Origin of the sequence: Pseudarthrobacter sp. NKDBFgelt (assembly GCF_046097905.1) — a bacterium.
Lineage (GTDB): Bacteria > Actinomycetota > Actinomycetes > Actinomycetales > Micrococcaceae > Arthrobacter > Arthrobacter polychromogenes.
In genome coordinates this window covers 53,594-73,416 of the sequence record NZ_JBJURL010000010.1, presented here as the reverse complement: position 1 = coordinate 73,416, position 19,823 = coordinate 53,594, and the positions used below count along the sequence as shown (strand labels likewise).

The window sequence follows — 19,823 nt, the reverse complement described above, 5'->3', positions numbered from 1 at the left end:
AGGCAGCCATGACTTTGCAGCAGCGCGCGGAAGAGCTGGACAGCCATGATCCGCTGGCCCACTACCGCCACCACTTCATCGGCTCGGACGCCCCCGTGTCCTACCTGGACGGCAACTCCCTGGGCCGGCCCCTCAAGCGGACCGCCGACGACGTCGCCGCCTTCATCCGCGACGACTGGGGAGGCCGCCTCATCCGCGGCTGGGATGAACACTGGCTCGCGATGCCCCAGGCCATCGGTGACCAGCTGGGCCGGGCAGTGCTGGGAGCGGCTCCCGGCCAGACCATCATTGCGGACTCCACCACCGTGGTGCTGTACAAACTGATCCGTGCCGCCCTCGCCGCGGTGGCCAGCCCCGACCGCAACGAGCTGGTCCTGGACACCGAAAACTTTCCCACGGACCGCTACCTGGTGGAAGGCATAGCGCTGGAAGAGGGGCTGACCCTCCGCTGGATCCAGGCTGATCCGGCCGCCGGGGTAACCGTTGAACAGGTGCGCGAGGCAACCGGACCGCGTACCGCCGTCGTCCTCCTCAGCCAGATCGCCTACCGTTCCGGCCACCTGGCCGACCTTCCCGCCATCACGGCGGCAGTGCACGACGCCGGCGCACTGGTGGTGTGGGACCTGTGCCATTCCGCGGGGTCGGTGGAGATCGGGCTGGATGATGCGGGCGTGGACTTCGCCGCCGGCTGCACCTACAAATACCTCAACGGGGGACCGGGGTCGCCCGCTTTTGCCTACGTGAACCACCGGCACCTGCCGTCGCTCAACCAGCCGATCTGGGGGTGGATGGGCCGCAAGGACGCCTTTGAGATGGCTGCAGGATACGAGCCGGCCGCCGGGATCTGCGGCTTCCTCAGCGGGACGCCCGCCATCTTCGGCATGATCGCCATGAAGGGCACCCTTGACCTGGTCGAGGAAGCGTCCATGGCTGCCATCCGGGAGAAATCGGAGAAGCTGACAGCCTTCGCCGTCGAGGTTTTTGACGCCCTGCTGGCTCCCCTCGGGGCGGAGCTGGCGACGCCCCGCGACCCCGCCCGGCGTGGGAGCCACATCACGGTGGACCACGCGGAGTTTACGAAGGCAACGGTGGAGGCGCTCTGGGACGGGGACGTTATTCCTGACTTCCGTGCGCCGCACGGCATCCGGGTGGGCCTCTCTCCGCTGAGCACCAGTTTCCGGGAGGTCCTGCAGGGCATGGAGGCAATGCGGAACCGCCTCCACGCATGACGCGGGCCCCTTTCGACAAGATTAGGCAGGGGCCGGTAAACTAAACGATGGATCCGGCTGCAGTCCGTGGCGGCTGGCTCCTGTTGCGTACGGCGCTGACCGGTTTCCGGTTGCCAGCCGCGGCAGCAGACCCGGCAGTGAAGTTCTGACCTGGGCCCTCACGGCACATCCCAAGGAGATATTGTGGCACTTGACGCCGCTGTAAAGCAGTCCATCATCAAGGAATACGCAACCGGCGAAGGTGACACCGGTTCACCCGAGGTCCAGGTTGCTGTCCTGACCCAGCGGATCAAGGATCTGACTGAGCACATGAAGGAGCACAAGCACGATTACCACACCCAGCGCGGTCTGCTGGCCATGGTTGGTCGTCGCAAGCGCATGCTGAGCTACCTCAAGAAGACTGACATCGCCCGCTACCGTTCGCTCATCGAGCGCCTCGGCCTGCGCCGCTAGTCACACTTTGGGGCGGCCCTTTCCCCGTGGAACGGGCCGCCTTCTTCACCTGAATAACTAAACAGGAGGATCAACCGCATCACGCATTCGCGGTCCTCGGTAGTGATCCCCGGGAACGGCTCCCTTGAAGGCAGCCCCGGCCCGTGGGTCTCGATCGATGACCGGGTGCAGGGCCAGTAGACAGATGCTGGCTGGGTTGATGCGGCTGGACTTCCGTAAAAACAGAAACGGAGGTGACTCTCTTGGAGGGTCCCGAAATCCAGTTCTCAGAAGCAGTCATTGACAACGGCCGATTCGGCAAGCGGGTTATCCGCTTTGAAACCGGCCGCCTTGCCAAGCAGGCAGCCGGCGCAGCAATGGTGTACATCGACGACGACACCGCACTGCTGTCCGCCACCACCGCCGGCAAGCACCCGCGTGAAGGCTTCGACTTCTTCCCGCTGACGGTCGACGTCGAAGAGCGCATGTACGCTGCCGGCCGCATCCCGGGCTCGTTCTTCCGCCGCGAGGGACGCCCGTCCACCGAAGCCATCCTGGCCTGCCGCCTGATGGACCGCCCGCTGCGCCCCGCCTTCATCAAGGGCCTGCGCAACGAGGTCCAGATCGTGGTGACCGTCCTGGCCATCAACCCGGACGAGCTCTACGACGTGGTGGCCATCAACGCCTCCTCCATGTCCACCCAGCTTTCCGGCCTGCCGTTCTCCGGCCCCATCGGCGGCGTGCGCGTTGCCCTCGTTGCCGACGAAAACGGTTCACAGTGGGTTGCTTTCCCCAAGCACTCCCAGCTGGAAAACTCCGTGTTCAACATGGTTGTTGCCGGCCGTATCGCCGGTGACGACGTCGCCATCATGATGGTGGAAGCCGAAGCTACCGACAACTCCTGGAACCTCATCAAGGAACAGGGCGCCACCGCTCCCACCGAAGAGGTTGTCTCCGAGGGCCTCGAGGCTGCCAAGCCGTTCATCAAGGCACTGTGCGACGCCCAGGCCGACCTCGCCGCCCGCGCAGCCAAGCCGACCGTCGAGTTCCCGGTCTTCCTGGACTACGAGGATGACGTCTACGCCGCCGTTGAGGCCGCTGCCGCTGAGAAGCTCACCGCCGTCTTCCAGATCGCTGACAAGCAGGAGCGCGACAACGCTTCCGACGCCCTGAAGGACGAGGTCATCTCTTCCCTGGCCGGCCAGTTCGAAGGCCGCGAGAAGGAGCTGTCCGCAGCGTTCCGCTCGGTCACCAAGCACGTTGTGCGCCAGCGCATCCTCAAGGACCAGATCCGCATCGACGGCCGTGGCCTGACGGACATCCGCCAGCTCACCGCCGAGGTTGAGGTCCTGCCTCGCGTCCACGGCTCGGCCATCTTCGAGCGCGGCGAGACCCAGATCATGGGTGTCACCACGCTGAACATGCTGAAGATGGAACAGCAGATCGACTCGCTGTCACCGGTCAAGACCAAGCGTTACATGCACAACTACAACTTCCCGCCGTACTCCACCGGCGAGACCGGCCGCGTCGGTTCGCCGAAGCGCCGCGAAATCGGCCACGGTGCCCTGGCAGAGCGCGCGCTCGTGCCGGTCCTGCCGTCCCGCGAGGAATTCCCTTACGCCATCCGCCAGGTGTCTGAGGCTCTCAGCTCCAACGGTTCGACGTCCATGGGTTCCGTCTGCGCCTCCACCCTGTCCATGCTGAACGCCGGTGTGCCCCTGAAGGCCGCCGTCGCCGGTATCGCCATGGGCCTGGTGTCCGACCAGGTCGACGGTCAGACCCGCTACGCGGCCCTGACCGATATCCTCGGCGCCGAAGACGCCTTCGGTGACATGGACTTCAAGGTTGCCGGCACGTCCGAGTTCGTCACGGCCATCCAGCTGGACACCAAGCTCGACGGCATCCCCGCTTCAGTGCTGGCAGCAGCCCTGAAGCAGGCACGCGAAGCCCGCCTGCACATCCTCGAGGTCATCGACTCCGCCATCGACACCCCGGACGAGCTCTCCGAGTTCGCGCCGCGCGTCATCGCCGTGAAGATCCCCGTGGACAAGATCGGCGAGGTCATCGGCCCCAAGGGCAAGATGATCAACCAGATCCAGGAAGACACCGGCGCTGACATCTCCATCGAGGACGACGGCACGGTCTACATTGGCGCCACCAACGGTCCGTCTGCCGAGGCAGCACGCTCCGCCATCAACGCCATCGCCAACCCGCAGGTCCCGGAAATCGGCGAGCGCTACCTGGGTACGGTCGTCAAGACCACCACCTTCGGTGCCTTCGTTTCGCTGACCCCGGGCAAGGACGGCCTCCTGCACATCTCCGAGCTGCGCAAGCTGGCCAACGGCAAGCGCGTGGACAACGTCGACGACGTCGTCTCTGTCGGCCAGAAGGTCCAGGTGGAAATCACCAAGATCGACGACCGTGGAAAGCTCTCGCTCGCCCCCGTAGTTGCCGAGGAAGAAGGCGCCGCGGATGAGACCGAGCGCGCCCACGCCACGGAACCTGCTGAAGGCGCTGACGTCTAGCATTCCGCCTTGCGGGCACGGCCTGCAGGTTGAAGCATGAAGCGGCGGGGCCGGTGGATGATCCACCGGCCCCGCCGCTGTTACGATGGCAGCCAGATCCCGGCTGCCCCTTTTGAAAGGCCTCAATGACTGTTGTACCCCTGCCGCTCGAGCAGAACCACCCCGGCGATACCCTGGTCCATGGTTCCGACGGCGGCTCCGAAGTCCGGCGCTCGGTCCTGCCCGGGGGAGTGCGGGTACTCACCGAGGCGATGCCCGGGCAGCGGTCGGCCACCATTGGTTTCTGGGTGGGCGTCGGTTCACGGGATGAGGCTCCGGGACAGCACGGCTCCACTCACTTCCTGGAACACCTCCTGTTCAAGGGCACCAGGCGCCGTACCGCCCTGGAAATCGCTTCGGCCTTCGACGAGGTGGGCGGCGAGTCAAACGCCGCTACGGCCAAGGAAAGCACGTGCTACTTCGCGCGCGTCCTGGATTCTGACCTGCCCATGGCCATTGACGTCATCGCGGACATGATCACCGGAGCTGTCCTGGACCCCGCTGAGATGGAGCAGGAGCGCGACGTCATCCTGGAGGAAATCGCGATGGACAGCGATGACCCCACCGACGTCGCCCATGAGCACTTTGTGGCGGCCGTGCTCGGCAGCCACCCCCTGGGCCGCCCCATCGGCGGTACCCCCGACGCCATCAAGGCCGTGGCCCGCGACTCGGTGTGGGAACACTACCAGCGGTACTACCGGCCGGATGAGCTGGTCATTACCGCAGCCGGGGGACTGGACCACGACGTCGTCTGCAACCTCGTGGTGGATGCCCTCGAATCGGCCGGCTGGTCGCTGAAGTCCGACGCCGCACCGGTGGAACGCCGGTCCACCGACCGCGCCCTCATCACGGGGACGGCAGGCCTGCACGTGGTCAAGCGCGCCGTGGAGCAGGCCAACATCATCATGGGCTGCCCCACCATCGTGGCCACGGACGAGAGGCGCTACGTCATGAGCGTCCTGAATGCCGTGCTGGGCGGGGGCATGTCCTCACGCCTGTTCCAGGAGATCCGGGAGAAGCGCGGGCTCGTGTACTCCACGTACTCCTTCGCGTCCTCCTACGCGGATGCCGGCTATTTCGGCATGTACGCCGGGTGCACCCCGTCGAAGGTGCGCCAGGTCCTGGAGTTGCTGGCTGTTGAGCTGGACAAACTGGCTGAGCACGGGATCTCCGAGGACGAGCTCCGCAAGGCCGTGGGCCAGCTGGGTGGCGGAATCGTGCTGGCGCTGGAGGACACAGGTTCCCGGATGTCGCGGCTGGGCCGCGCCGAACTCGTCTCCGGCGAATACCAGGACATTGACGAAACGCTGCGCCTGATCAAGGCTGTCACCGCCGACCAGGTCCAGGAACTTGCGGCCGAACTGGCTGCGGCACCCCGGACCGTGACCGTGGTGGGACCGTTCGAGGAGACTGAAACTTTCGGCTTCTGACTTCCGGGCCCCAGGCTTAGGATGAACCCGTGAGGGCAGGTCAATGCCCGGGTTAGGGGAGGACGAATCATGGACCGGCCCCGTACCGATCATGGACACCCGGCCCTGGCGAACCTGCTGGGCCGGTGGCAGGGGACCACACGGCTCGAGTCCGGCCCCTGGGGAGCGGAACGGACCGTGGAGGCCGAAATGACGTTCACCCTGGTTGCCGGAGGCTCGGCCGTGGTGCAGAGCTACCGTCACACAGAAACGGATGGAAGCCACTTCGAGGGCCACGGCATCTTCACGGTCGATCCCGTCCGTCGGGATGTCCTCTGGTACTACGTCGACAGCGTGAGCCCCGCCCCGGATGCCCCTGCGCGCTGCACCTGGCATGACGGGGACCTCCAGGTGGAGCGCCACGCCGGAGCGGGTTCCATCCGCCATACCCTGCGCATCACAGACGGAGTCCTCTTTGACATCGCCGAAATCCGCCGGGATGGTTCTGCTGGCGCGGATCTCCGCAACCGAAGCGCAGCTGACGGAGCAACGGCCCCATACAAACCCTTCATGACCTCCCGGTACCGGCGGGATCCGGGCGCACAACAGATGTGATGACCGGCTGCCGGGACGTATTTCCGGAACTCAGACCCGCTGTTGCATGGATTTCTATGTTCTTTCCCCGGCCACGACATGTCCCGATAACGCCAGCATCAAATAGAACTCGCCAAAATGATCCCGCGGCAGGTCGCACTCCGCTACTCCCGGGTCTTCCGGAATCTCGAATTCCGGCAGGTCAACGAGGGGCGGATCGTACCCAGCAGTATCTGGAGCGGCGTCCAGAGCGGCACTGGGCGGGTAAAAGGAACGGCCTGCCTGGCCGCTGTCGGCTTGCCCCACACGGTCACTGACCCCCGACGCCAGCTGATCCGGCCAGTGGGGTGGTTCCCAGTCCTGGTGTTCGCTTTTGTAGTGGCGCCCGGTGGGTGAGGTCCAGCCGGGTGGTTCGTTTTTGGTGGCCGGTGTTGGTGCCCACCCGCTGCTGTGCCGAAGTTTGTGGTGTTTCGGGCAGGGTTGTCCGAGGTTGCTGATGCCGGTGGTTCCGCCGTGCTGCCAGGCGAGGAGGTGGTCTGCCTCGTTATCCAGGGAGTTGTTGTTGCAGCCGGGGAAGGGGCATTTGCCGTCCCGCATCCGCAGCCAGTTCCGCATGGCTTTGGTGACCCGGTAGCTGGTCCGGCCGATCTCCAGCGGTGCCCCGTCCCGCGGGTCGACAAGGACGCGGTGGAACGAATCAGCACCATTCGCAACCAGGTCCTGTGCCATGGACGGCGGGATGGGCCCGAAGCCGTCGAGCATGGCTGGCTCGTCGGTCACTCCCATGAAGGCCAATACGGGCACGGTGACGAGGATCTGCGCCCGGATCGTCGACGAGTGGGCGGGATTGGTGCCGCGGGTGAGGATCGCTGAGGCGAATTCGTCGGCCCGGATCTGGGTGAGGGTGCGGAGCTCGTTGGGTCCTTGTGCGGCCCGGGCGAGGGCGGTGAGCCGGTTCCAGCCCGCCATTGCCTGATGGGCGGGGAGGCAGGCCGACAGCCAGGCCATGCCGTCCTGGTCCGGCCGGTATTCCACCCGCCGGTCTGTCACGGCCTTTGGTGTGGCGCTTCTCGATTGATTCGGGGTGGTGGCGTTCGCGCCAGGTGCGTGCTTTGTGCCGGAGGCGGTGCGCGGGGATGTCCCCGGCCGGGGCGGCGGTGGAGGGCCTGGGTGTGTCGGGGTCCAGGAAATGGCCCTCAAGGGCGGCGGCGCCGGTGGGGTCGAGGGTGGCGGCCTCGTCCGCGAGGGCCAGGGCGTGCTGCCAGGAGATGGTTCCGGATTGCAGGGCCGAGAGGGTCAGGGGCAAGGTTGTGTCCAGGGCGTGGGACGTGGCCAGGAACGTGCTTGCGGCCCGTGGCCCGATGGCCAGCACGGCCCCGATTTCCGCGGCGATGGCCATCTCCTGCGCGCGGGCCGGCATCTCCGGTGCCAGGGCGTGGGCGGTGTTGGCGTATTTCATGGCCGCGCGGGCCTTCAGGCCTGCGAGCCCGGCTTCTGCTTCCTTGGCGCCGGCCAGGATGTCCAGGTTCCCGTCGGCCAGCCCGGCCAGCGGATCAGCAGCCGAGAACGGCTCCGCACCACGCCCGTCCACCTCAGCGTTGAGCACAGCAAGGGCGGCGCGGATGTCCGCAAACGCCTTCGCCACCGCTTCCCTGCCCATGTACCAATCATCGGGGGAGGGTCTGACAATCAGGGCTGGGCAAATGGACCGGCCGGAAAAAGCGCTCCCTAGCCCCCGGCGAAAGGAGGCAGGACGTCCACCACGTCGCCCGCTTTTAACACAGCTGAGTGGTCACGCACCGCCACTTCATTGAGCAGGAAACTGCTCCGGGACAGGAGGCGGGGCAGCGGCGGAGTCCCGGCAGGGGGCTCCGGGCGCTGCACGGACCGGACGGCGTCGAGGAGGTCCGCAACCGTGGCGCCCGGTGCCAGGTCAAAGGTCTCCTCCTCGAGGCCCGCAGCAGCGCGTGCGGCAGCGAAGTAACGTACGTTCAAGAGATTCAGCCCCCGATGGCGCTCATGCTGCGGTCCGGCTGGACGAAGTCCGGAGCATCAAGTCCCACGTGGTCCATTCCGTGGGCCTTCGGCTTAAGCCACATTGCGTCCTGCCACCGCTGGGCAAGGGCTTCATCGCTTGCCCCTGTGCGCAGGAGGCCCAGCAGATCGAACTCCTCGCGGGAAAACAGGCAGCTCATGATCTTGCCCTCTGCGGTGATCCGGGTGCGGCGGCAGTCGGAGCAGAAGGGTTCCGTCACGGACGCAATGATTCCCACGGTTCCCAGCACCGGACCGGACCCATGATCGGACCCTGGTGTCCGGCGTCGTACTTCAAAACGTTCTGCAGGCGCACCGTCACGGGCGCGGGAGTCGGGGCTGAGGAAAAAGTCAGCGGAGAGCAGCTGCCGGATTTCGGCAGCCGTAATCATGTTCCGCCGTGTCCAGCCGTGGTCGGCGTCCAGCGGCATCTGCTCGATGAAGCGAAGCTCGTAGCCGCGGCCCAGGGCCCAATCCAGCAGGGACGGTGCCTCGGCGTCGTTGATTCCACGCATCAGCACCGCGTTCAGCTTGACCGGCCCGAGGCCCGCAGCCCACGCGGCATCCACGCCGGCCAGCACCTGGTCCAGGAACGGCCTGCGGGTCAGCTGGGTGAAGGTTTCCTCGTGCAGCGAGTCAAGGGACACGTTGATCCGGGTCAGTCCGGCGCCCTTCAGGGCGGCCGCCTTCTTCGCCAGGCCAACGCCGTTGGTGGTCATGGAGATCGGCAGGTCCGGGTGGTTGCTGCGCAGGGCGGCAATGATGTCCACGAGGTCGTGCCGCACCAGCGGTTCGCCGCCGGTCAGCCGCAGCTCGCGGACTCCCAGCTGCCCAACCCCAATGCCGACGATGCGGACGATCTCCCCGGCGGTCATCACGGCCTGCTTCGAAAGCCACTCCAGGCCCTCCGCCGGCATGCAGTAGGTGCAGCGCAGGTTGCATTTGTCCGTCAGGGACAGCCTCATGTCCGTCGCCAGCCGGCCGTAACGGTCCGCGAGCCCGGCCGGCGCATCCCCGGGGCGGGCGGCTGGGACTGAGGGCAGGGGTGCGTCTGCTTCCTCCCGTGGCTGCGGCATGCCTAGCTGGACACTCATGAATTCAGGCTACGCCACCTTGGGGCGCGCATCACACCCGGGGTGGCGAACGCCGGAAACAGAAAGCCCGGGAACGGCGCCATGCGCAGTCCGCGAATCTAAGCTGGAGGTGTGAGCAGCTCCGAGCCAGGGCAGGCAAGGCACGACGGCGGGCCGCGGCAGGCTGCGCGGGCGGCAGCAGCCGCCGGCATCGTCGCAGTGGGGAGCGCCGCCGTACTGGGGGAACTGCTGGCCGGATTCTTCAGTCCATCGCTGTCACCCATGACCGCTGTCGGCGGAGCGGTTATCGACGCCGTTCCCCCGGGCGTCAAGGACTGGGCGGTAGCCGTGTTCGGCACCGCGGACAAGGCGGCCCTCCTCGTGGGCATGGGCCTGGTGATGGCCTTGGCGGCCGCCCTGGCAGGAGCCCTGGAATACCGCAAGCGCTTCGCCGGCACCACGCTGATCGGCCTCTTTGGCATGGTGGGCCTGGCCGCCGTTTTGACCCGGGCCCAGGCCAGTGCCAACGCGGCAGTGCTGGCCGTGCTCACCGCCGTCGTCGCCGTACTTCTGCTCAGGTTCCTCATGCGCAGGCTCCAGGAATGGGGGACCCAACCGCTGGAGCCTGCCCCCGGTGCCCCACCGGCACGCCGCCGTTTCCTCCAGGTACTGGCCGGAGGAGCGGTGTTTACGGCGGCAGGAGGCCTGCTGGCGGGACTCTGGCGTGGTGCTGCAGCCGTTGCCAGCGAGGCCAGGAGCCGTGTGACCCTGCCTGTTCCCGCATCACCGGCACCAGCCATACCCGGCGACGCCGAGGCCGGAGTGGACGGCATGCAGCCGCTCGTCACCCCCAACAAGGACTTCTACCGCATCGACACCGCACTGACGGTACCTGCGGTGGATCCTGCCACGTGGGTCCTCAAAGTGACAGGACTGGTGGACCGGGAAGTGGAACTGACCTTCGCCGACCTCCTGGCCAAACCCCTGACCGAACGCCACATCACCATCGCCTGCGTGTCCAACAACGTGGGCGGAGACCTCATCGGCAACGCCAGCTGGCTCGGCTGGCCCGTCCGCGAACTGCTGGCACTGGCCGGGCCCCGGGCCGGTGCGGACATGGTGCTGTCAAAAAGTGCCGACGGCTGGACTGCCGGCACGCCGCTTGACGTGCTCAGCGACGGCAGGGACGCACTGCTCGCCGTCGCCATGAACGGCGAGCCGCTGCCCCTGGAGCACGGCTTCCCGGTGCGGCTGGTGGTGCCTGGGCTGTACGGGTACGTCTCGGCCACCAAGTGGGTCACGGAGCTGAACGTCACCCGGTTCGCGGACGACGTTGCCTACTGGACGCCGCGGGGCTGGTCCGAGCGTGGGCCCATCAAGACCTCCTCGCGGATCGACGTGCCCCGCCCCGGAAGGCAGGTGAAGGCCGGAACGGTACTGTTCGGTGGTGTGGCGTGGGCACAGCACACAGGTATCGGGAAAGTGGAACTGCGGCTGAACCGCGGACCCTGGCGCCAGGCAGACCTGGCCCAGGGTATCTCGGTGGACACCTGGTACCAATGGAAACTGGGAGTGGAGCTGACGGAGGGCCAGTATGAAGTCCAGGTCCGTGCCACGGACCTCGCGGGACGCATCCAGGACGAGCGGAGCCGGCCGGTTGTCCCGGACGGAGCCACCGGGCTCCACACGATTAGAGTGGACGTGACACCCTGAACGCTCGACCTGAAGGCGGAACCATGGCCAGCCCGCAACCGCATGGAACGCCCGCAGAGGCGGAGCACCGGACGGAGCACCAGCGGCATCACGCAGAGCACCAGGCGAGGTCCGTGGCAGACCATGCAGCAGCCGTCACTGCGTTGCTGGAGCCATTGCACTCGGTGCACAGGACGGAAACGTTGCCCCTGGCAGATGCCCTCGGCCGCGGTCTGGTGGCGGACGTGCGTGCCCCCATCAGCCTGCCGCCCTTCGCCAACTCCCAAATGGACGGGTATGCCATCCGTTCCGTGGACGTGCCCGACGGCGGTGCACAGCTGGGGATCATGCCTCCCGTTCCAGCGGGTGCAAGCCCTGCAGCACTGCAACCCGGCATGGCTGCCCCCATCATGACCGGAGCGATGCTCCCCGCGGGGGCGGACGCCGTCGTCCCTATCGAGCGTGCCGTTCCGGACCGCTTCCTGCCAGCCGGCGCCCAGGCAAAGGAACACGCCACCGTATGGCTGCCGCCGGCAGCCCCGGGCACGTTCATCCGTGCCGCAGGCAGCGATGTGCAGGCCGGCGGGGCGGCCCTGGCGGCGGGCACCTTCCTTGGCCCGGCCCAGCTGGGACTCCTGGCCGCGCTGGGCATCCCGGATGTGACCGTGTGCCAGGCCGTGACGGTCCTGCTGGTCACCACCGGCGACGAAGTGGTGGAGCCGGGCCGTGAGCTCCAGCCCGGAAAGATCTTCGACTCCAACGGGACACTCCTGGAAGCCGCCATGAAACAGGCAGGACTGCACGTCCGCCGTGCAGGTATCGCCACGGACAACCCGGACGGGCTCAGGACGCTGCTGCGGGAAGAGGGCGCAGGAGTGGACCTGATCGTGACCACCGGCGGGGTCAGCCAGGGCGCGTACGAAGTGGTCCGGCAGGCCATGGCGGACCAGCCGGTCGAGTTCCTGCATGTAGCCATGCAGCCGGGCGGGCCGCAGGGGATCGGCACCTTTGAAGGCCGGCCCTTCCTCGGGTTCCCCGGCAACCCGGTCAGCTGCCTCGTCTCATTTGAAATGTTCCTCCGCCCCGTCCTCGCCCGCCTGCTGGGTGCCCCGGCGCCCCGCCTGCCGGTCCGCGCCAGGCTCAGCCAGCCGCTCACCTCGCCCGGGCACAAGCACCAGGTCCGCCGCGGAACCCTCAAAGCGGACGGAACCGTGGAACTTCAGGGCGGCGAAAGCTCACACCTGATGCACGCGCTTGCCGGCTCCAACGTGCTGGTCCATGTTCCGGAAGGAGTGGCCGCGCTCGCGGCAGGGGCGGAGGTGGAAGTATGGATGCTGTGAATGCAGAACAAACCCCGGCCGCGCTGACGCACCTGCGCCAGGACGGCAGCGCCCAGATGGTGGACGTCTCCGCCAAAGCCGAAACCACCCGTGAGGCCACCGCCACCGCTACAGTCCGCACCACAGCAGAGGTGATGGGCCTGCTCGGCTCGGGCGGCCTGCCCAAAGGTGACGCCCTGGCCGTGGCACGCGTGGCCGGGATCATGGCCGCCAAAAAGACCCCCGAACTGATTCCGCTGTGCCATCCGCTTCCCCTGTCGAAGGTCACCGTGGACTTCGAGCTGGCACCGGACTCCGTCTCCATCCTTGCCACCGTGAAGACTCGCGGCGTTACCGGCGTGGAGATGGAAGCACTTACGGCTGCCTCCGTGGCGGCGCTCAGCGTTTATGACATGGTCAAGGCGGTGGACAAGCACGCCGTCCTCACCGACATCAAGGTGCTGGCCAAAAGCGGTGGCAAGAGCGGGGACTGGACACTGTGAGCAGCCCCGGCACCCTGAACGCCCCCGAACCCCACCGCCACGGCGACGTGCAGGGCAGGAAGGCAGGCGTCGTCATTGCCTCCACCCGTGCCGCGGCCGGGATCTACGACGACGAAACCGGTCCCGTCATCACCGACTGGCTCACCGAACACGGCTTTGACGTGTTTCCCGTTATGGTCGTTCCTGACGGCGAGCCGGTAGGCGCAGCCATCCGTGCCCTCCTGACCCAGCGCACCGCCGTCGTCATCACCAGCGGCGGCACGGGCCTCAGCCCGGACGACCGGACTCCCGACGTCACCCTCCCGCTGCTGGACCGCGAAATTCCCGGCATCATGGAAGCGGTCCGCCGTGCCGGAGCCACGAAAACCCCGCTTGCGGCGCTCAGCCGCGGTTATGCCGGTGCGGCCGGCACCACGTTCATCATCAACCTGCCCGGATCACCGAAGGGAGTCATGGACGGACTGACCGTCCTTGACCCGGTCATCGGGCACCTTTGCGACCAGCTGGAAGGCGGACATGGGCACTGAGGCAGCATTCGAGGTAGTCAACGCCGTGCTGAGCGCGGAACCCATCTCCGTTGACCAGGCCATCGCCGCGGTGGAAAGTGACACCGCCGGTGCGGTGGTCAGCTTCAGCGGCGTGGTGCGCAATCACGACGGCGGCAAGGCAGTTGAGCGGCTCAGCTACAGTGCGCATCCTACCGCCCACCAGGTGATGGCCGACGTCGTGGCCCGCCTGGCGTCCGAACAGCAGGCAGCCCGCGGCAGCGGCGATGGCGACGGCGCCGCCTCTGGCCCGTCCCCGCAGCCCGTGCGGATCTGGGCAGCGCACCGGATCGGCATGCTGGACATCGGTGATCCCGCGCTGGTGTGCGCCGTGTCCGCGGCCCACCGCGGGCAGGCCTTTGCCGTGTGTTCGGAGCTGGTGGACAGGATCAAGAAGCAGGTGCCCATCTGGAAGGAACAGTTCTTCGCTGACGGCACCGTGGAATGGGTGGGTGCGGGCAGCTGACGCTGCTGTTCCGGTTCCACTGCCAGCCATAGCCAGGCCTGTTCCTGCGAGGTAACGCACAGTCCACGGTTCCCCTGCCTCCCGGCCCCGCCGGTAGGGTTAATGGCATGACCCAACAACTTTCCGATCCCAAGCTGGTGGCCGTCCTTGGCGCCAATGGCCGCATGGGCGCCGAAGCCGTAAAAGCCGTTGAAGCCGCGCCCGACATGAAACTTGTTGCGGCCCTGGGTCGGGGTGATTCGCTGGACCAGATCACCGCTGCCGGCGCCCAGTACGTCGTGGACCTGACAGTTCCCGAAAGCACCGAAGCGAACGTCCGCTTCGCCGTCGAGCATGGCATCCACGCCGTTGTGGGCACTACCGGCTGGAATGCCGACCGCCTGGCCGGGCTGGAAAGCCTGCTGGCCGGCCACCCGGAGACGGGCGTCCTGATCGCCCCGAACTTTGCGCTTGGTTCGGTGCTCGCCTCGGCCTTTGCCGCCAAGGCATCCAAGTATTTTGAATCCGTGGAGATCATCGAGCTCCACCACCCGGACAAGGTGGATGCCCCCTCCGGCACGGCAGTCCGCACCGCGCAGCTGATCGCGGCCGAACGCAAGGCCGCAGAGGTGCCGCCGAGCCCGGACGCCACCACCAGTGAGCTGGCAGGAGCGCGTGGCTGCGAGATTGACGGCATCCGGGTCCACAGCGTCCGCCTCCGCGGACTGGTGGCGCACCAGGAAGTCCTGCTGGGCGGTTCCGGCGAGCAGCTGACCCTGCGCCACGACTCCTTTGACCGCGCATCCTTCATGCCGGGCGTGCTTCTTGGCGTGCGCAACGTGGCTGCCCACCCCGGGCTGACGGTGGGCCTGGACGGCTACCTGGACCTGGGATTCTAGGCCATGGGCGGACTGCTGGCAGGGTTCCGGAAGAACCGCACCAAGATCTGGGTGGGAGCGGTAACGCTGCTGCTGGTCTTCTACCTGGTGGTGTCCTTCCAGCGTTCCATCCTGCTCCTGACGGACAGCAACCTGGCGGCCCAGGCAATCGGGGCTGCGTACCTGGTCCTGCCCGTCATTGGTGCATGGGCCCTGATCCGGGAACTGATGTTCGGGGCCCGGACCGAGCAGATGGCGAAGGTCCTGGAGGCCGAGGGCGGTCTTCCGGTCGACGAGCTGCCCCGCACTCCCGCGGGCCGGATCGTCCGCTCGGCAGCGGATGCGGAATTCGAGAAGTACAAGGCCGAGGCCGAGGCCGCTCCGGACGACTGGCGTTCCTGGTTCCGGCTGAGCTGTGCCTATGACGCCGCGGGGGACCGCAAGCGTGCCCGGGCCTCCATGCGCGACGCCGTCAGGCTTTTCCAGGGCAACGCCCCCGCCTAGGGTTCAGGAACGTCAGGCCCTTACCGGACAGCCCTGACCTGGCCCCGGCCCACCTGGTTTGCCGCGTGCCCCAGCCATTCGAGAGGGCCGCGCCACTTGAGCAGCACGAACACCATGCCCACGATCACGGCCGTGGCGGCCTGGGCAAAGTACATCCCGTCCTCGGTCCAGCCGGCGGGCAGGGGCTTGAGGTAGAACCCGGATACCACCCAGACGTGGACGGTGTAAAGGCTCAGGGTCATCGCGCCCGCGCCGCGCAGCGGCAGCAGCAGGTCCAGGTCCACCCATTCGGCCAGCCGGCCCAGCAGGAGGCAGGCCCCGATCACGGCCACGGCCACGGCCGATGTGTGCAGCAGGTCCAGGGTGGTTGCCGAGTGCGGCGCGGCAGACGCCAGCCACCACCAGGAACCCTCCTGTGGAATACCCGTCAGGTTCACCTGCAGCACGCTGTCCAGCGGATACCCGGGGGAATTCAGCACATCCTCCAGGGCAGCGCGGCCGCCCCAGCTTTCCATGGCGGTGACCCCCACGGTCTTGGCCAGGACGGCAACCAACGAACCGGCCACCAGCAGGACTACCGGGACCATCGCTCTGCCCAGCACCAGCCGGCCCACGATGAGCCCCACCAGCAGGTACGAGAGCCACTGGAACACGGGGTAATAGCCGGTGAAGAACAGGTCAGCCAGCAGCCGTGACGGGGTGGCGAGGTCCTCCCAGGACGGGTTGTGACCCAGTTTGAGTGGAGGCTCGGCCGCCAGGAGCCACGGGCGCAGGAGATACGCCATGACGGGGGAGCCCAGGATCCAGCCGCCGGCCCAGGCGCAGAGCCGCTTCAGGCCCATCCCGAGGAAGGGCAGGACGCACAGGAACAGCACCGCGTAATGGACCAGGATGATGGCAAGGTTGACTTCCAGCCCGCCCAGGGTAAGTCCGACGGCGGCAATCATCAGGGCGCGGAGCGCGATGCCGCGGCGGGCGGCGGAGAGCTCCGGGCCCTGCACCGGCTTGTGCTTTCCCGTGGACAAGGCCAGGCCCACCCCGGCCAGGACGGCGAACAGCGCCGCCGCCCTGCCCGAAAACGTGAGACCGATCCACGTGGGGGTGAGGTCGGCGGTGGATTCGAAGGTGGGAAGCAGATGGGTGGCCATCATCCCCAGCAGCGCGAGGCCACGGGCCGCGTCGATGCCGTGGAGGCGCCCCGTGGCGGGCTGCCCGCCGGATTTCCGGGACGTTCTGGCCGCATTACGGGACGTCATGACCAGATCGTCTCACACCTGCCTGTGCCGGAGTGGCTGGCCAGACCTCCTTGTATTCGAATATATGTTCGAATAAGATTGCCGCCATGTACACTCCATCATCCGGAAGCCCGGCCGACCAGTCCGGCGGTGACGGGCTCGCCAAGGCCATGAGCCCGGGGGTTGTTGACTACCTGTTCCGCCAGCTGGTGGCCGGCCGGCCGGCCGAGGATGTCCAGTGGGAGCAGGAGGGCATCAGCCTCGCCGCCCAGCCCGAGGGGGCAGAACTGGCCCGGCGCCTCGCCGAGACGGACATCGATGCCCTGACCCCTGTTGAGCTCTTCCACTACGTCAGGGCCGCCCAGCGGCTGTCGTCCTGGGCCGAGGACCTCCGCCAGGCCGCCGTCGGGCGGTATTGCCACCCGCCGGCTTACCACCCGCCGGCGGAGCCATCCCGCCCCCGGTATCCCGCCTCCTGACCGGCAGTGCACCGCACCTCCTGACCAGCCCGGCACCCCGCCTCATGACCGGCCGCAGCTCCGGCTGCTGGTTAGGTGCCGGGCCGGTGCCCGGAAGATGGTGGCGGAAGGGGGGCGCGGCGCATGTGACGGTGGTTCGGCCGGTCCGTTATTTGACGTGCATCACGCCCCTGGCATTGTCCTAACCAGCCGCGGACAGGGTAACGTTTTTTCCATGGCTGACACATCCGCGCATCTCCCTGCCCTTGGTACTCTCCTGACCGCCATGGTCACGCCGTTCACCAAGGACGGCGCAGTGGATTATGAGCAGGCTGCAGCACTGGCCAGCAAGCTGGTGGACGATGGCTGCGACGGGCTGGTAGTTACTGGAACCACAGGAGAAACCTCCACCCTCACCGACGAGGAAAACCTCGGCATGTTCCGCGCCGTTAAGGACGCGGTGGGCGGCCGGGCCGCCATCATCGCCGGCACAGGCACCAACGACACCGCCCACTCAGTCCACCTGTCCCGGCAGGCAGCAGCCCTCGGCGTCGACGGCCTCCTCCTGGTGACGCCGTACTACAACAAGCCCAGCCAGGCCGGTGTCCGCGCGCACTTCGAGACCGTTGCCAACGCCGTGGATGTTCCCGTCATGCTGTACGACATTCCCGGACGCTCTTCCATCCCCATCGAGCCCGACACCATGATCCGGCTGGCACAGCACCCGAACATCGTGGCGGTGAAGGATGCCAAGGCCGACTTCGTCGCTGCCACCCGCGTCATGGCCGAGACGGATCTCCTCTTCTATTCAGGTGACGACGGCCTGACCCTTCCGTGGATGGCCCTGGGCGCCGTCGGCCTTGTGGGCGTTACGACACACGTGGCCACGCGCCGCTTCCGCGAGCTCATCGACGCCGTCAACGCGAACGACCTCAGCACCGCCCGGAAGATTAACTTTGAACTCCTGCCCGTGGTGCGTGCCACCATGACGCGGGTCCAGGGGGCCGTTGCGGCCAAGCAGATTCTTAAATGGCAGGGAGTCCTGCCCAACTCGATTGTCCGTTTGCCCCTCGTGGAGCCGGACGAAGCCGAGATCGAAACCATCCGCGGGGATTTGGCGGAAGCGGGGCTGGTCTTTTCCTGAGGAGTAAGACCAGCACCCTTTTCCGCCTGGAAAGTAGTGCAATATGACCCAAACTGCCCTTACCGGCCTTGTCACCCCTCCCCGCCTGCCGCAGGGAACGCTCCGGATTGTTCCGCTGGGCGGACTGGGGGAGATCGGCCGGAACATGGCCGTGTTCGAGATCGACGGCAAGCTGCTGATCGTGGACTGCGGCGTCCTCTTCCCCGAGGAAACCCAGCCGGGCGTTGACCTGATCCTGCCCGATTTCTCGTACATCGAGAATCGCATGGATGACATCGTGGCCGTGGTCCTGACCCACGGGCACGAGGACCACATCGGTGCTGTTCCGTACCTGCTGCGGCTCCGAAACGACATCCCGCTGGTGGGTTCGCAGCTCACCCTCGCCCTGATTGAGGCGAAACTGCAGGAGCACCGCATCCGGCCTTACACGCTCACTGTTGAGGAAGGGCAGGTGGAGAAGTTCGGCCCCTTCGAATGTGAGTTCGTGGCCGTCAACCACTCCATCCCTGACGCCCTCGCCGTGTTCATCCGGACAGCCGGCGGCACTGTGCTGCATACCGGCGACTTCAAGATGGACCAGCTGCCGCTGGACGGGCGCATCACGGACCTCCGGCACTTCGCCAAGCTCGGCGAAGAGGGCGTGGACCTCTTTATGTCGGACTCCACCAACGCTGACGTCCCCGGCTTCACCACCGCGGAAAAGGAAATCGGCCCCACGCTGGAGCGCCTCTTCGGCCAAGCCACCAAGCGCATCATTGTCGCTTCCTTCTCGTCCCACGTCCACCGGGTCCAGCAGGTCCTGGACGCCGCCGCCAAGCACAACCGCAAAGTGGCTTTCGTTGGCCGCTCCATGGTCCGCAACATGGCGATTGCCGAAAAACTCGGCTACCTGGACGTCCCGCCGGGCCTCATCGTCGACATCAAGAACATCGACAACCTGCCGGACAACCGCGTGGTGCTGATGTCCACCGGGTCCCAGGGCGAGCCCATGGCAGCCCTGTCCCGCATGGCCAACGGAGACCACCGCGTGGTGGTGGGCGACGGCGACACCGTCATCCTGGCCTCCAGCCTTATCCCCGGCAACGAGAACGCTGTCTTCCGGATCATCAACGGATTGCTCAAGCTGGGTGCCGACGTGATCCATAAGGGCAACGCCAAGGTGCACGTCTCGGGCCACGCCGCGGCCGGCGAGCTCCTGTACTGCTACAACATCCTTGAGCCGCTGAACGCCATGCCGGTGCACGGTGAAACCCGCCACCTGATCGCCAACGGCAAGATCGCCATCGAATCCGGCGTCCCGGAAGCGAGCGTCATCCTCGCCGACAACGGCACCGTGATCGACCTTAAGGACCATCGGGCAGACGTGGTGGGCCAGGTTGAAGTCGGCTTTGTCTACGTGGATGGATCCAGCGTTGGCGAGGTCACCGAGGCCGACCTTAAGGACCGCCAGACCCTGGGCGATGAAGGCTTCATCTCCATCATCACGGTCATCCACCGCGCTACCGGCAAGGTTGTGTCCGGCCCGGAGATCCACGCCCGCGGCGTGGCAGAGGATGACTCCGTATTCGACGAGATCATCCCCAAGATCAACGCTGCGCTGGAGGAAGCTGTCCTCAACCACGCGGACCACACCAGCCACCAGCTCCAGCAGGTAGTTCGCCGGGTGGTGGGCACGTGGGTCAACCGCAAGCTGCGCCGCAAGCCCATGATCATTCCGGTGGTGCTCGAGGCCTAACACCGGCCGCCGTTACCGGCCCGCGTTCCC

General features: G+C 66.8%; 18 protein-coding genes and 1 pseudogene. 15 read left to right on the top strand and 4 right to left on the bottom strand.

The window, feature by feature from the left end; translation table 11 throughout:
- Window positions 1-8: 8 nt before the first annotated feature.
- The 5 genes from kynU (at window position 9) to ACKAE7_RS04590 (ending at window position 6,249) form a co-directional block, all read left to right on the top strand.
- The gene (kynU, locus tag ACKAE7_RS04610) at window positions 9-1,229 is read left to right on the top strand and encodes a kynureninase (protein WP_408978607.1); all 1,221 of its coding nucleotides are present in this window, start codon (window positions 9-11) and stop codon (window positions 1,227-1,229) included.
- Between the two features lie 183 nt (window positions 1,230-1,412).
- Window positions 1,413-1,682: a 30S ribosomal protein S15 gene (rpsO, locus tag ACKAE7_RS04605; protein ID WP_013600532.1), complete on the top strand. Its 270-nt coding sequence runs from the start codon at window positions 1,413-1,415 to the stop codon at window positions 1,680-1,682.
- 242 nt (window positions 1,683-1,924) lie between these two features.
- The gene (locus ACKAE7_RS04600) at window positions 1,925-4,186 is read left to right on the top strand and encodes a polyribonucleotide nucleotidyltransferase (protein WP_408978614.1); all 2,262 of its coding nucleotides are present in this window, start codon (window positions 1,925-1,927) and stop codon (window positions 4,184-4,186) included.
- Between the two features lie 125 nt (window positions 4,187-4,311).
- Entirely contained in the window at window positions 4,312-5,655 is a 1,344-nt protein-coding gene (locus ACKAE7_RS04595; protein ID WP_190613507.1) for a pitrilysin family protein, read from the top strand.
- Between the two features lie 69 nt (window positions 5,656-5,724).
- Window positions 5,725-6,249 carry a DUF1579 family protein gene (locus ACKAE7_RS04590; RefSeq protein WP_190613505.1) on the top strand — a complete coding sequence of 175 codons (525 nt, stop codon included), beginning with the start codon at window positions 5,725-5,727 and terminating at the stop codon, window positions 6,247-6,249.
- A 54-nt stretch (window positions 6,250-6,303) separates the two neighbouring features.
- Here ACKAE7_RS04590 and ACKAE7_RS04585 read toward each other — a convergent pair.
- The 3 genes and pseudogenes from ACKAE7_RS04585 to moaA form a co-directional block, all read right to left on the bottom strand.
- Window positions 6,304-7,888: pseudogene (locus ACKAE7_RS04585) on the bottom strand (DUF222 domain-containing protein).
- A gap of 68 nt (window positions 7,889-7,956) precedes the next feature.
- Window positions 7,957-8,223, bottom strand: coding sequence for a MoaD/ThiS family protein (locus ACKAE7_RS04580; RefSeq protein WP_190613500.1), 267 nt, complete (start codon window positions 8,221-8,223; stop codon window positions 7,957-7,959).
- Window positions 8,224-8,228: 5 nt separating this feature from the next.
- The gene (gene moaA, locus ACKAE7_RS04575; protein WP_408978606.1) at window positions 8,229-9,356 is read right to left on the bottom strand and encodes a GTP 3',8-cyclase MoaA; all 1,128 of its coding nucleotides are present in this window, start codon (window positions 9,354-9,356) and stop codon (window positions 8,229-8,231) included.
- Between the two features lie 111 nt (window positions 9,357-9,467).
- Between moaA and ACKAE7_RS04570 the strand changes: the two genes are divergently transcribed.
- The 7 genes from ACKAE7_RS04570 to ACKAE7_RS04540 all read left to right on the top strand — a co-directional run bounded on the left by ACKAE7_RS04570 (window position 9,468) and on the right by ACKAE7_RS04540 (window position 15,221).
- Window positions 9,468-11,048 (top strand): molybdopterin-dependent oxidoreductase, encoded by a 1,581-nt coding sequence (locus ACKAE7_RS04570; RefSeq protein WP_408978605.1) that lies wholly within the window; start codon window positions 9,468-9,470, stop codon window positions 11,046-11,048.
- 23 nt (window positions 11,049-11,071) lie between these two features.
- Entirely contained in the window at window positions 11,072-12,367 is a 1,296-nt protein-coding gene (glp, locus tag ACKAE7_RS04565) for a gephyrin-like molybdotransferase Glp (protein ID WP_408978604.1), read from the top strand.
- Entirely contained in the window at window positions 12,355-12,849 is a 495-nt protein-coding gene (gene moaC, locus ACKAE7_RS04560; protein ID WP_104185186.1) for a cyclic pyranopterin monophosphate synthase MoaC, read from the top strand. The genes glp and moaC overlap by 13 nt, the downstream gene beginning before the upstream one ends.
- Window positions 12,846-13,376, top strand: coding sequence for a molybdenum cofactor biosynthesis protein B (locus ACKAE7_RS04555; RefSeq protein ID WP_188809371.1), 531 nt, complete (start codon window positions 12,846-12,848; stop codon window positions 13,374-13,376). The genes moaC and ACKAE7_RS04555 overlap by 4 nt, the downstream gene beginning before the upstream one ends.
- Window positions 13,366-13,860, top strand: coding sequence for a molybdenum cofactor biosynthesis protein MoaE (locus ACKAE7_RS04550; protein WP_188809372.1), 495 nt, complete (start codon window positions 13,366-13,368; stop codon window positions 13,858-13,860). The genes ACKAE7_RS04555 and ACKAE7_RS04550 overlap by 11 nt, the downstream gene beginning before the upstream one ends.
- Window positions 13,861-13,967: 107 nt before the next feature.
- Window positions 13,968-14,738 carry a 4-hydroxy-tetrahydrodipicolinate reductase gene (gene dapB / locus ACKAE7_RS04545; protein ID WP_188809373.1) on the top strand — a complete coding sequence of 257 codons (771 nt, stop codon included), beginning with the start codon at window positions 13,968-13,970 and terminating at the stop codon, window positions 14,736-14,738.
- A gap of 3 nt (window positions 14,739-14,741) precedes the next feature.
- Window positions 14,742-15,221: a hypothetical protein gene (locus tag ACKAE7_RS04540; protein ID WP_066274857.1), complete on the top strand. Its 480-nt coding sequence runs from the start codon at window positions 14,742-14,744 to the stop codon at window positions 15,219-15,221.
- A gap of 20 nt (window positions 15,222-15,241) precedes the next feature.
- Here the strand turns inward: ACKAE7_RS04540 and ACKAE7_RS04535 are convergent, their stop codons facing one another.
- Complete coding sequence (locus ACKAE7_RS04535) at window positions 15,242-16,477, bottom strand: heparan-alpha-glucosaminide N-acetyltransferase domain-containing protein (RefSeq protein WP_188809374.1); 1,236 nt, start codon at window positions 16,475-16,477, stop codon at window positions 15,242-15,244.
- A gap of 149 nt (window positions 16,478-16,626) precedes the next feature.
- Between ACKAE7_RS04535 and ACKAE7_RS04530 the strand changes: the two genes are divergently transcribed.
- From ACKAE7_RS04530 to ACKAE7_RS04520, 3 genes are all read left to right on the top strand, one after another.
- Window positions 16,627-16,935 carry a hypothetical protein gene (locus ACKAE7_RS04530; RefSeq protein WP_104189924.1) on the top strand — a complete coding sequence of 103 codons (309 nt, stop codon included), beginning with the start codon at window positions 16,627-16,629 and terminating at the stop codon, window positions 16,933-16,935.
- A 214-nt stretch (window positions 16,936-17,149) separates the two neighbouring features.
- Window positions 17,150-18,058, top strand: coding sequence for a 4-hydroxy-tetrahydrodipicolinate synthase (gene dapA, locus ACKAE7_RS04525; RefSeq protein WP_188809375.1), 909 nt, complete (start codon window positions 17,150-17,152; stop codon window positions 18,056-18,058).
- A 43-nt stretch (window positions 18,059-18,101) separates the two neighbouring features.
- Entirely contained in the window at window positions 18,102-19,793 is a 1,692-nt protein-coding gene (locus ACKAE7_RS04520) for a ribonuclease J (RefSeq protein ID WP_188732088.1), read from the top strand.
- Window positions 19,794-19,823 lie beyond the last annotated feature (30 nt).